The 10,791-nt window shown below is 61.1% G+C and carries 16 protein-coding genes; 8 read left to right on the forward strand and 8 right to left on the reverse strand.

Annotated elements, in window-relative coordinates:
* Positions 1 to 33 precede the first annotated feature (33 nt).
* Entirely contained in the window at positions 34 to 282 is a 249-nt protein-coding gene (locus XI03_RS07225; protein ID WP_370092662.1) for a PilZ domain-containing protein, read from the reverse strand.
* Positions 283 to 458: 176 nt separating this feature from the next.
* Here XI03_RS07225 and XI03_RS07230 point away from each other — a divergent pair, with 176 nt between their 5' ends.
* Positions 459 to 752 carry an HdeA family protein gene (locus tag XI03_RS07230; RefSeq protein ID WP_026201704.1) on the forward strand — a complete coding sequence of 98 codons (294 nt, stop codon included), beginning with the start codon at positions 459 to 461 and terminating at the stop codon, positions 750 to 752.
* Positions 753 to 885: 133 nt separating this feature from the next.
* Here the strand turns inward: XI03_RS07230 and XI03_RS07235 are convergent, their stop codons facing one another.
* Complete coding sequence (locus tag XI03_RS07235; RefSeq protein ID WP_028142810.1) at positions 886 to 1,350, reverse strand: PaaI family thioesterase; 465 nt, start codon at positions 1,348 to 1,350, stop codon at positions 886 to 888.
* Positions 1,351 to 1,725: 375 nt separating this feature from the next.
* On the opposite strand from XI03_RS07235, the gene XI03_RS07240 reads away from it, so the two are divergent.
* Both XI03_RS07240 and XI03_RS07245 read left to right on the forward strand, forming a co-directional pair.
* Entirely contained in the window at positions 1,726 to 2,022 is a 297-nt protein-coding gene (locus tag XI03_RS07240; RefSeq protein WP_271591717.1) for a hypothetical protein, read from the forward strand.
* Positions 2,023 to 2,149: 127 nt separating this feature from the next.
* Positions 2,150 to 2,404 carry a hypothetical protein gene (locus XI03_RS07245; protein ID WP_095425257.1) on the forward strand — a complete coding sequence of 85 codons (255 nt, stop codon included), beginning with the start codon at positions 2,150 to 2,152 and terminating at the stop codon, positions 2,402 to 2,404.
* 82 nt (positions 2,405 to 2,486) lie between these two features.
* Here XI03_RS07245 and XI03_RS07250 read toward each other — a convergent pair whose 3' ends face one another.
* Complete coding sequence (locus XI03_RS07250; protein ID WP_028142812.1) at positions 2,487 to 2,720, reverse strand: DUF6894 family protein; 234 nt, start codon at positions 2,718 to 2,720, stop codon at positions 2,487 to 2,489.
* Between the two features lie 167 nt (positions 2,721 to 2,887).
* On the reverse strand, positions 2,888 to 3,085 hold the full coding sequence (locus XI03_RS07255) for a hypothetical protein (protein WP_028142813.1): 198 nt from the start codon (positions 3,083 to 3,085) through the stop codon (positions 2,888 to 2,890).
* A 353-nt stretch (positions 3,086 to 3,438) separates the two neighbouring features.
* On the opposite strand from XI03_RS07255, the gene XI03_RS07260 reads away from it, so the two are divergent.
* Entirely contained in the window at positions 3,439 to 3,696 is a 258-nt protein-coding gene (locus XI03_RS07260) for a DUF2798 domain-containing protein (RefSeq protein ID WP_028142814.1), read from the forward strand.
* A gap of 548 nt (positions 3,697 to 4,244) precedes the next feature.
* On the opposite strand, the gene XI03_RS07265 is transcribed toward XI03_RS07260, so the two are convergent.
* Together XI03_RS07265 and XI03_RS07270 are read right to left on the reverse strand one after the other, a co-directional pair.
* Entirely contained in the window at positions 4,245 to 4,412 is a 168-nt protein-coding gene (locus XI03_RS07265; protein ID WP_271591718.1) for a hypothetical protein, read from the reverse strand.
* A 155-nt stretch (positions 4,413 to 4,567) separates the two neighbouring features.
* Positions 4,568 to 4,768, reverse strand: a complete 201-nt coding sequence (locus XI03_RS07270) for a hypothetical protein (protein WP_271591719.1) — start codon at positions 4,766 to 4,768, stop codon at positions 4,568 to 4,570.
* 399 nt (positions 4,769 to 5,167) lie between these two features.
* On the opposite strand from XI03_RS07270, the gene XI03_RS07275 reads away from it, so the two are divergent.
* Positions 5,168 to 5,602 carry a hypothetical protein gene (locus XI03_RS07275; RefSeq protein WP_271591720.1) on the forward strand — a complete coding sequence of 145 codons (435 nt, stop codon included), beginning with the start codon at positions 5,168 to 5,170 and terminating at the stop codon, positions 5,600 to 5,602.
* On the opposite strand, the gene XI03_RS07280 is transcribed toward XI03_RS07275, so the two are convergent.
* The gene (locus XI03_RS07280) at positions 5,599 to 6,501 is read right to left on the reverse strand and encodes a transposase (protein WP_271591721.1); all 903 of its coding nucleotides are present in this window, start codon (positions 6,499 to 6,501) and stop codon (positions 5,599 to 5,601) included. The genes XI03_RS07275 and XI03_RS07280 overlap by 4 nt on opposite strands.
* 498 nt (positions 6,502 to 6,999) lie before the next feature.
* On the opposite strand from XI03_RS07280, the gene XI03_RS07285 reads away from it, so the two are divergent.
* On the forward strand, positions 7,000 to 7,737 hold the full coding sequence (locus tag XI03_RS07285; RefSeq protein WP_271591722.1) for a hypothetical protein: 738 nt from the start codon (positions 7,000 to 7,002) through the stop codon (positions 7,735 to 7,737).
* A gap of 266 nt (positions 7,738 to 8,003) precedes the next feature.
* Here the strand turns inward: XI03_RS07285 and XI03_RS07290 are convergent, their stop codons facing one another.
* A complete protein-coding gene (locus tag XI03_RS07290; RefSeq protein ID WP_271591723.1) occupies positions 8,004 to 8,276 on the reverse strand; it encodes a hypothetical protein in 273 nt (90 codons plus the stop codon).
* A gap of 314 nt (positions 8,277 to 8,590) precedes the next feature.
* On the opposite strand from XI03_RS07290, the gene recA reads away from it, so the two are divergent.
* Positions 8,591 to 9,679: a recombinase RecA gene (gene recA, locus XI03_RS07295; RefSeq protein WP_100176636.1), complete on the forward strand. Its 1,089-nt coding sequence runs from the start codon at positions 8,591 to 8,593 to the stop codon at positions 9,677 to 9,679.
* A gap of 103 nt (positions 9,680 to 9,782) precedes the next feature.
* A complete protein-coding gene (locus XI03_RS07300) occupies positions 9,783 to 10,784 on the forward strand; it encodes a hypothetical protein (RefSeq protein ID WP_271591724.1) in 1,002 nt (333 codons plus the stop codon).
* The last annotated feature ends 7 nt before the right edge of the window (positions 10,785 to 10,791 follow it).

Genomic DNA, 10,791 nt, shown 5'->3' on the forward strand with positions numbered 1-10,791 from the left:
ATGCGATGCGAACGTTCGTTCACATCGAGCGCGCTATTGCACGAAGGCGAGGCCGACGCGCTTGTCACTGCGCCAAACTGTGCGACAATTCCGGACGAAATCGTCGCGCGCGATCGATAGCGTGAACGATTGCGGCAATGTGACGGGGGTGTCGAGGTCGATCGCCGCGCCGCCCGCTGACATGTTTCGCACAGTGCAGGGAATGCCGCTGCTTTCAAAGGTGATCGTTCCACCCTTGAAAACACGGTACCGCTGCGCTTCACGCTTCTCGATCATCCGCATTGGTCCATCATGATGATTGTGAAGTAGTGCATAGAAATTACGTTGAACTAAACTCAATACTGGCGCTACTTGCACAGCGCTTCAGACTTCGTTTACGACGTTGACGCGGAGAGTCTCTCCGCCGACTTTCCCCACACGCTTTTCTTTTGTGGCGCTACGCGCCAATGGAGATACTGATGAAGACCACGCTTTCGATTTTGCTCGCCGCCGCGTTCTCGCTGTCGTCGATGCCCGCCCACGCCGTCAAGTGGGACCTCTCGACCATGAGCTGCAAGCAGTTCCTCGAGAGCGGCGAAGACAATATCCAGGTCGTGCTGACCTGGATGGACGGCTGGTACAAGGGCGACGAGGACAACGCGATCATCGACACCGACGTGTTCATCGAGAACGCCAAGAAGTTCGGTGCTTATTGCGGAAAGAATCCGACCGCCAGCATCGTCACCGCGGCCGACGAAGTGCTCGGAAAATAATCCCGGCAAGTCATGAAGCGTGCGGACCGAAGCGAGGATGCAATCGCGCTTCGGTCTCTTGCTTCGACACGATCGTGATGGAGAGCCGCGGTGCGCTTTACGCCCACGCGGCTCTCTTCTTTTGAGATGCTGCTCAGCCCGGCAGCATTGCGAACGCGCTCGATACCATCGCGACCGGCTTGTTGTCGGCGGCCGAGAGCAGCGTGACGCGGCCAAAGCTCATAGTGCGCCCGAGCCGCACCACGCGCGCGTCCGCCAGCACGTCCGACGAGGACACTGCGCGCATGAAATGCGTGGTCTGGTCGACCGTGGTCATCGGGCGGTAGCCGCGATTGGCAGCCAGGATCGCGATCACCATCGCGGTGTCGGCGAGCGCCATCAGGGCCTGGCCGCAGACCACGCCGCCGTTCCGGCACAGCCGCTCCGAGAACGGCATGCGCAGCAGCGCGCCCGGCTGCCAGTCCGGCGCATCCGCCGGCTGCACGTGCTCGAGGCGCTCGACGGCGAGATTGAGATCCTGGACCCAGGGCGCAAAAACCTCGCCGAGGATGCGTCTGGCGTCGGAGAGGCCGAATTCGGTGTCTGGCTGCATTTGCATTGCTGGCGCGCTCTCCTGTATTGCCGGATGTTTCGGCCCATTGTGCGCGCATCGGCGCGGCAAAGTCACCCGGTCTGGCGCCGGTCCCGTCGGCTTGAAAATGCCTGACTTGGCCCGATATGATGGCTTGCTCGGGGTATGGGTGGATGATGTTGCGTCGGTGTGTCCTCGTCTTTTGCATGGCCGCGCTCGGCCTGGCGCTGAGCGGCTGCACCAAATGCGGTCCGATCTGGGACGACTGGCTGCACGCGCCGAAATCGTGCAGATCGGATCGGCTCTAGCGAGCCTGGACGGCCTCGGCGGTCGCGACCGGCCGCGACAAGGATGACCAGGCGCGGGCGATCCGTGCCTCCATGGATGATCAAGGAGTAGACGATGAAGCTTTTCCGTTTGGCCGCGGTGCTGGCCGTGCTGGCGGGACCTGCCTATGCGCAAATGCCCAATCTGAATTTGCTGCAGGACGCCCCGAGCAAGACCCCCGAGGAAAAGGCCGCGGAAGCCGAGCGTGACAAGGCCTACAAGGAAACGCTGAAGAAGATCCCGGATTCCAAGACCTCCAACGATCCCTGGGGCGGCATGCGCTCCGAACCGCCGAAGCAGCCGGCGGCGCCGAAGGCCTCGGCCGCAACCAGCGCGCCGAAGAAGTCCAAGAGCGGCACGACCGCCAACTGACGAGCGGCACGGCCGCCAACTGACCCAGCTCCGTTCGGGAGGCGGTGCAACGCTTTTCGGACGGGACTCCTCTTCACCCGGCTCACGCCCTACATTGGGCTGAGCGTAGTGCGTAGAGGAGGAGGACATGGCCGACCGTCCGCGGGATCTCGCCGAGCGGATGGCGCGCCGGCGCAAGATCGCCGGCAAGCCGGGCCAAACGGTTCGGGACGGCTATCTGCGCGAGACCTTCACGCTGCCGCGCGCGGCGGCGCGGGAAAGGGCGCAGGCCTTCTTCGCCCGCTACCCCAAGGCCGGCTATATGAGCGTTGTCGAGAGCTGGCGCGAGCTGCCCGGCGGCGATATCGAATTCACCATGCGGCGGCTGCCCAGCGCGGACTAGAGCATGATCCGGAAAAGTGCCCAGCGGTTTTCCGAAAAGATCATGCTCAAACAACAATCTAAAGCTTGATCCGGAGAGCTTGCTAGTCGAGGGTTTCGGCAACGATGCGGATCCGGAACACGGGCTCCTTGGTCTCGTCCAGCAGCTCCATGTGCCATTCGGAATTTTCCTGGAGCTTGCGGGCAATGCCTGCGGTCATGTCGGCGCAGACATTGGTCATCTCTTTCCAGGCCGAATTGCGATCGGCAAATTCCGTCGCCTGATCGGCGCAGCCGGAGTAACTTCCATTCCGGATCCGAAAGAAATACAACGGCATAGCTGGCACCGATCGCGCGCGTGATGGCCTCGCCCCCAAGGCCATGGGCGCGCGCAGTCCAATCCCAAACGACCGTCAGATCAATTCCGGGCGGCTACGGATGATGTTCCGCCGCAACCGCCAGCCGTGGTGCAGCGGGCGCAGAAGGCGCCATCCGATGCCGACTTTCATCCGGCCGGTTCACGCCGCCCGGCCGATCGCTTCAGCTCACGGTCGATACGCAGCTGCACGCGCCGGATCGCCAACAGGTCGATTTTCGTCTCGGTCTTGCCGGTCTTGACCTGCTCGCCAATGCGGAACTGCCACTGCCAGATTCCGGGAATCGCCGTCTTGGCGACGGTGAACTCGATGCCCCTGTGATTCATGGCGACCTCCCACGATTCACTCTCCATGACTGCAAACATGTTCGACGTCCCAATATTCCGGAGACAAGCAAATTTTGTCGGTAAGCCCTAGATAGTTCGGGGGTATCTCGAAAGCGCGCCTGCCCCGAAACGGGCCAAGCCGGCTCTCGAAAGACGCCGGTCCGTGAGACAGTGAGGCTGTCGCATACCCGTGGTTCTCCGACCATGAACAAAGTTCCTGGGCTGCACCCGGCTGCGTCGGTACGCCGATCGGACGGGCCGCGGGGGGCCCGCCGAGGGGGTTACCGATTTCCCTGCAAGCGGCGGCATATGCCTTGCTTGGTCTGGCGACGGCAAAAACAGCAAGGGCCGTCATGCTGGGCATTCCCCGCCGCTACAGTCATTTCGTCTTCGGCATCATCCAGTCCGGGCTGACCTCGCTGATCGCGGCGGGGATCGCCAGCCTGCCCGCAGGCAGCGCGATGAGCTTCGTCGGGCACTGGATGGTGTCGTGGCTGATCGCATGGGCCGCGATGTTGCCGATCGTGCTGCTGGCTGCGCCCGCGATCCGCGCCTTCTCGCTGCTCCTGACGCAGGAGGAGCGGGACCCGCGAACCGCCCGACAGGCATGAAAAAGCCCCGCCTGGGGAGAGCCAGACGGGGCAAAAAGTTATTGGAGGCTGAGGTGCTGGGCTGCAACACCATAGCGGCATCATCCTAGCCGGCTCCGCTTACGGCAGCCTGACAGGCGGCAGATTTCCGGACTCAACGCCGAGGCCGCAGACTGGCCCCGCACCGGTCCCAATTTCGACATCCGTTCGCACAACTGCGGACACACCGGTCGGCAAGATTCCACAGCGTTCGGCGCAGCCATGGGGGAAACGTGGCACGCCGACCACGGGGTGGCATCATGGATAACGTAGAGCGGTCATTCGCCGCCGCGACAGCGGCTGGCTTCGTGGTGCTGGTGATCGGCCTCGTGCTGCTGGCGCTGCTTTAAGGACAGGCACGCGAGCGGCAGCCTTTCAATAGCTTAAACTTGGTGTTTGGATGCCGTCAACGCGCTTGCGGTGATAGGGCGACCGCCTCCCGCCGCCACCTCCCGCAAGGTCATCAAAAGGGCCGCCGCCAGCCGTATCGCCGGCGCGCTCTTGTCAGCTTGGGAAGCCCCCGGTTGGGTCTAGTGGATCTTGATTTCATTCAGGGGAAGGTGGAGCTCGGCGGCGCGCTCTTGGCGGTCCTTCTTGCGGAATTCGTTTTCCTGGCGCTCGAACTTCATCAGCTCCTCATGCGCCGCCTCCAGCAGGGGATTGCGCCTGATCGTATCGCGGTTCGTGTTGTCCGTCATGACTGAGGTCCCCAGAGTTGCGGTCCCATCCTGGAGAAGGCCCGAGACCGCGAAAAGGTTCGGTGCCGCAGGATTGCGGAATTCTGACGGCGGCCGGCGGCTGCGTCTTTGATGCGCGTCAGCTTCGGCCGGGGAATGACGTTGCGACAGCCCTGCTATTTCGGCGGTTGCAGCCCGGGGGATATGACCCAGTCGTGCAGATGATTGGCGACATCGGCCTGGCGGGCCTTCTTGAGCAGGGCGTCCCGCTCGGGCCCGGGCGGAAGCCTGGCGGCCTCTTCCTGGACCTGCTTCACCCATGCGGAGAGCCGGTCTTGAAGGGTCAGCTGCTGCTTGAAACGTCGCCGCTTGGGCATGGTGCGCTCCTTTTCATGCGATGAAGGCGGGAGCGCAATCGGCGTTCTCGTCACCGACAGTGGCCACGGTTGGGGCGGTGATGGCCCATTGAGAACCATTAACGGGAGCCGCGTCTGTCCAGTTGTGTGCACAACGCGAATGGGGAGGGGGACGTGGAGATGCTCACGGACAAAGTCCCAAATCCGGGTACTGGCCGAAATAGGCCACTCTCAAATTCGAAACAGGCCACTGCAATATATGTCAGTACAATTGACGCTTTGTTTACCTGTTGGTAATTCGAAGCAGATTCCAATGAGTCGCTGCACGCGTCCGGAACAAGATTGCGCCCCAATACGTTCCGTGAGACTCTTGTGGGGCTTTCGACGGGATTCGGTGAGAACCGAAAAGGGAGGCCCGCCATGAAGCGATCCAAGCAACGGGGCGAAAAAGATCCTCGGCTGGCTAGAATGTTTGGGCTCGGTCATAATGGACGATGGCCCACCGATTCGAACCGCGGGACGCGCATGTACGCCATCTGTTTCGATTTAGATCAAGATCAGTTGCAGCGGCATTATCCGAACGCCGCTCATACCGGCGCTTACCACGACATTCGTCGCGCGCTGGAAAAGTTCGGCTTCACCCGGCAACAGGGTAGTGTTTACTTCGGCGACCAGCACGTCACGCCAGTTACATGCGTGATGGCTGTGCAGGCCGTGCAGCATACTTATCCTTGGTTTGCGAAGGTCGTTAGCGACATTCGCATGCTCAGGATCGAAGAACATAACGACCTGATGCCGGCGATTGCCCAGCAGGAATTGGACCTGTCTGAGCCTCCGCCGATGGCCGCCGGTTAGGGCTTCCCCCCTTCGATTACTACAAACTTCCGGCGCCGATCCGGCGGGGTCTCCGTGGGTAGCGCGGGGGCCACAGCAAGCGCGGCATCCACAAGCTGAGCGATGCTCCACGCCTTGTCAGCGAGCCCCAGCGCCTTCGCTGGCGTCGTGCGCAGTGCCTCATGAACGCGGCACAGATTGTAGTGCGCGACGTACAGCGCGACCGCCGCAACGTGGTTGTCCAGCTTCTTGCTAAAGCCGTTGGTCAACCGGGTGAACCGACGCGAGGCCATGCGCAACGTGAGGTTCTGGCGCTCAACGTATGACGTTGAAACGTACTGATCGGGATGGCCCGATACTACGTCACGGCTTACAGCTACTACGGCGGCCGGGGAGTAGCGGCCCTGCGCTTCCTTTACCAGATGAGTTACGGAGTAAGTCTTTACGATAACGCCATGCGAGGCGTCCGGGCCGAAGGCGTCGCGGATCGCTACGCGGTAGGGGTGAAAACCGTCCGTTGAAATCTCCGGCTGACCAATGACGCGGCTGCGGAGGTCGTGCAGGAAGTCCATGGTGCTTTCGGCATTCCGCTTGCCGACGCCCCAGCTGATGATTGCCTTCTGCGTCCCGGCCATGCCGATGAAAACGTACTGATCGCCCTTGGCGTTGATTTCGTGACGCTGGACGTTCTTTTGCTTCTTGCCGACGAAGCTCCACAGCTCGTCAAGCTCAAGGCGCTCAGTGCGCACGCCGACCATAATGCGGTCGTGCAGCTCCATGCAGCCCATGCCCACGCGGAGGGCCAGGCTGGCGACGGTGCCACGGTTGACGCCGGTCAGGCGGGAGGCGGTTCGGATGCCGACGCCCTCGCAAAGGGCGGCAATGACTTCAATCTGCTTTTCGCGGGCTAGAACGTTCATGAGGGCGCAATCCTCGTTAGGATTGACCCCGGGGACTCTAGAAAACCCGCTCTGCAAAGCGTATATTCTAGTTTGGTCGCTAGCCCGGGGCGCAATCTCGGGTGGGTGACTAGGGATCGCTGAGGCTGCAACCGCAGCGGTCCCGCTAATTCGTATCCTTGGCGGCCCCGCCGGGATTCGGACCCGGACCTCTCGGCCTGTAAGAGCGAGCGTCCTACCGTTAGACTACGGGGCAGCTTCGAAGCCGATTGCGAGGCCGTCTTTCCCTGATTGAACCCCGGGAAGGCGGCCTCTCCTTTATCCTCGCCCCCCCCTTGCTCGGCTAGCGCGCCGGGGGCTCATACCCTCCTGAGCATGATCGATCTCCTTGACGATCAATCTCTCATTTATTCGCGCATCACGCAAGACCGCGCGGAGATAAATTTGAATTTTATCTCTTGATTTATCTCTGGCTGTCTGCGATAAGTTCCGCCATCAGGCCGGAGGAGGGCCTACACGATGGCAAAGGTTCGAAGCCCCAACTATCCCATGCTGGACCTAGGCGCGGCCCTGCAAGCCGCTCGGAAGGCATACGCAAACGACCATCGCAACAAGATGTCCCGTGCTGTGCTGGCAAAGCACCTTGGCCACGACAGCCTGAGCGGGCCGGCGCTGGGCAAGATCGGGGCGTTGCGAGCCTATGGCTTGATTGATGGTAATGCCGACGAAATCCGCATCACTAACGAAGCCGTCCATGCTCTGGAGGCGCCAGAAGGCTCCCCGGAGCGAACTGCTGCAATGTCGCAGTTGGCCTTCCGGCCAAAACTGTTCCAAGACATTCGAAAGGACTTTCCCGGAGCGGTTAGCCCTGACAACCTTCGCTTTTGGCTTATTAAACGGGACTTTGTACCGGAGGCAGCCGAGAAGGCCGCTAAGACTTATCTCGCTACAATGCGGCTTGTGGATAGTGGGGCTCAGGCGTATAATTCCGAGAGCGATGTAGCCCCGGAGCCCCTAGTGACACCACAAGCACCCACTGCAGCACCGATATCCCCTCGCGCGCCCCGCCCGGAGGATTTGGCGCCCTTGTCGGATGATCAGCCGCTAGTGGTCGTCATGAACGGCGAGCGGCTGAACATCAAGGCGTCGGTTGACTTGGAGGGGCTTAAGAACCTCCGAGAGATTTTGGAGAAGTATGAGGGCATTCTCCAAATGATGCAGAAAATGAACCCGGACAAGAAAGAGGCCGCCAACTGAGGCGGCCTTTAATTCAATGCGGTCCCGGATGTCTAAGTGAGACCTATGTCCCACGCAGTCGCTTACGAAACTCGTCTGCCACAGCGGCAAGAGGGGACAGGTACAGAGCTATATCGTCCCTCACCATCCCGGTGAGACTCCGGGCTTCTTGCTCGGCTTTTGCCTTGGTGCGGACAATTACTGACGTGCCCGTTCCTGCGCGTTTGTGAAGCGAGCCGGTAAAGGCTTTGCGTCGGAGTTGCCGCTTGCTGCTCATCTTTTTCATCTTAGCCGTCCTTTAAGGACCATGTGTCTCTTACGAACCTATAGGTGCGGATCATCAGAAAAAACACGAGGCTGCCGACATCTAAGACCAGAATCACAACCGCCACCAGATGGAAAACGATGGCGAGCAGCCACAGTTTCGGGAACTCGTCGAGATAATCCGCGGCCAATTCCAGGCCAGCCGAGACGGCGCCGGCCATGAGAAACATCAAGCCGCCGGTGACTAAGTGGAACATGAAATGCTTAACGAGGTCGAAATCTTTATCTTGGGCCATCCGCCGACCCAACCATAGCTAGAGTATCTATTTGTCTTTTCAATGTTTTGGCCGCCCCTCGCATGGGAATCGATTGAATATGGCGGTCACGCTAGCAAAGGTTGAGCTGGTTGTAACGTCCTCGTTACCCCCCGCAAATCAGGCCACCCCCGAATTCAACTGAGGCCACTAGGGGTTAAATCAGGCCAGCGCCCAAATCCGCAAAAGAACATATTGCGAACCTAGAACAAATAGGGTACGTTGCTTTTATCGACGAGCCGCCTCGCCAATCGTTTGTCCCTCACGCGAATCCTCGCCATAAGGAGCACGACCCAATGTCCGCCACTGCCCTGCGTATCGTCGAAGGATCTTCCATGGACAAGAGTAAAGCTCTGGCTGCCGCGCTCTCTCAGATCGAGCGCCAGTTCGGCAAGGGCTCGGTGATGAAGCTCGGCAAGAACGACCGCTCCATGGACATCGAGGCGGTGTCGTCAGGCTCGCTCGGGCTCGATATCGCGCTCGGCATCGGCGGCCTGCCGAAGGGGCGCATCGTCGAGATCTACGGGCCGGAATCCTCAGGAAAAACCACGCTGGCGCTGCATACGGTGGCCGAAGCGCAGAAGAAGGGCGGCATCTGCGCCTTCATCGACGCCGAGCACGCGCTCGACCCGGTCTATGCGAGGAAGCTGGGCGTCAACATCGACGAGCTCCTGATCTCGCAGCCCGACACCGGTGAGCAGGCGCTGGAGATCTGCGACACGCTGGTGCGGTCGGGTGCGGTGGACGTGCTGGTGATCGATTCGGTCGCGGCGCTGGTGCCGAAGGCCGAGCTCGAGGGCGAGATGGGCGATGCGCTGCCGGGTCTGCAGGCCCGCCTGATGAGCCAGGCGCTGCGCAAGCTGACGGCCTCCATCAACAAGTCCAACACCATGGTGATCTTCATCAACCAGATCCGCATGAAGATCGGTGTGATGTACGGCTCGCCGGAAACCACCACCGGCGGCAACGCGCTGAAGTTCTATGCCTCGGTCCGCCTCGACATCCGCCGCATCGGCGCGATCAAGGAGCGCGACGAAGTTGTCGGCAACACCACGCGCGTCAAGGTCGTCAAGAACAAGCTGGCGCCGCCCTTCAAGCAGGTCGAGTTCGACATCATGTACGGCGAGGGCGTCTCCAAGATGGGTGAGATCCTCGATCTCGGCGTCAAGGCCGGCATCGTCGAGAAGTCAGGCGCCTGGTTCTCCTATGACAGCCAGCGTCTCGGCCAGGGCCGCGAGAACTCGAAAGCGTTCCTGAAGGCCAACCCCGACATCACCGCCAAGATCGAGACCTCGATCCGCCAGAACTCCGGCCTGATCGCCGAGCAAATTCTCGCCGGCACGCCGGAGCGCGACGCCGACGGCGAGGAGCCCGCGGAGGAGTAAGACCTAACACGAAAGTTTTTCGCGAGGAGCGGGCGCTGAAGACGTTGAGTTGCCGACGTCGTCAGTGCCCGTTTCGTTTTGCGTAGGGTGAGGTGCGCCGACGATGAAGCGGATGATTCTGACCAGTTCGTCCGGCGCTGGCCTCACCTATGCCGATCGCGCTGACATGGTCATCCCGTTCATCTATCGCTTTGTTTCGGGGCCACTTCCGACGGCTGACCACCTCATCCGCTATCTCGGCTGGCGGGAGTCCAGGACGTGGGTCGACCAAATGCACTGGTCGGATTGCGTCCCCGTGCGTCAGTCGCCCCTCATCAGGCGCCAGGATCGAGCCGGTGCCCTGCTCTGGGTCTGCAAGAATTACGGGGTCGATCTCATTGAACTGTGGTTCGACCCCGAACCCAACAGTCAATTGCAGCTGATCTGGATCCTCGATTACCTGCGTTTCGAGCCGTCACTTACTGAGAGTCTGAGACTACGACTCGTCGATTTCGATCTGCGCGGAGCAGATCCCTCAGAGCTTCGCCATCGTGACGTGAAGCAGTTCGATATCGCGGAAAGCGATCTTGAAAGCGCGACCCTCGCGTGGGAGGCCTATCGCGCGCCGACGCCCGAGCTCTGCGTTGGGCTGCTCGATAGGCCGCTCGGCAAGCTGTCTTTCCTGAAACCGGCCATGGAAGACCTGCTCTCGGAACTGCCGTCGCCAGCGACGGGACTGGGGGCGACCGAGACGCGGCTTCTCGAACTCATCGCAAGCGGACGCAGTCGCACCGATGAGCTGTTTCGGTCAGGCACCTCTGAGGCTCGTGTGTTCGATCCGTGGGAGTTGGGCGCGCTGCTCGAAGGGCTCGCATTCGGCCCTGCGCCAGCGGTTGCGGGTCTGGACGGCAAGCTGGCGACACTCGATCCGGACAACGCGCGCGGTCGCAACGCCGCCTTTCGCCGGAGCCGGCTGTCGCTGACGGAGTTTGGCAAAGCGGTTCTGGAAGGTCGGGAGGATTTTCGCCGTCACAATCCGATTCGGCGCTGGTGGGGCGGCACGTTGCTGACCAATGAGCAACTCTGGCGTTGGGATCGTGAAAGTCGATTGTTGATTGCGCCTTAGGTCAGGA

It is taken from the genome of Bradyrhizobium sp. CCBAU 65884, from assembly GCF_028128835.1.
Lineage (GTDB): Bacteria > Pseudomonadota > Alphaproteobacteria > Rhizobiales > Xanthobacteraceae > Bradyrhizobium > Bradyrhizobium ottawaense.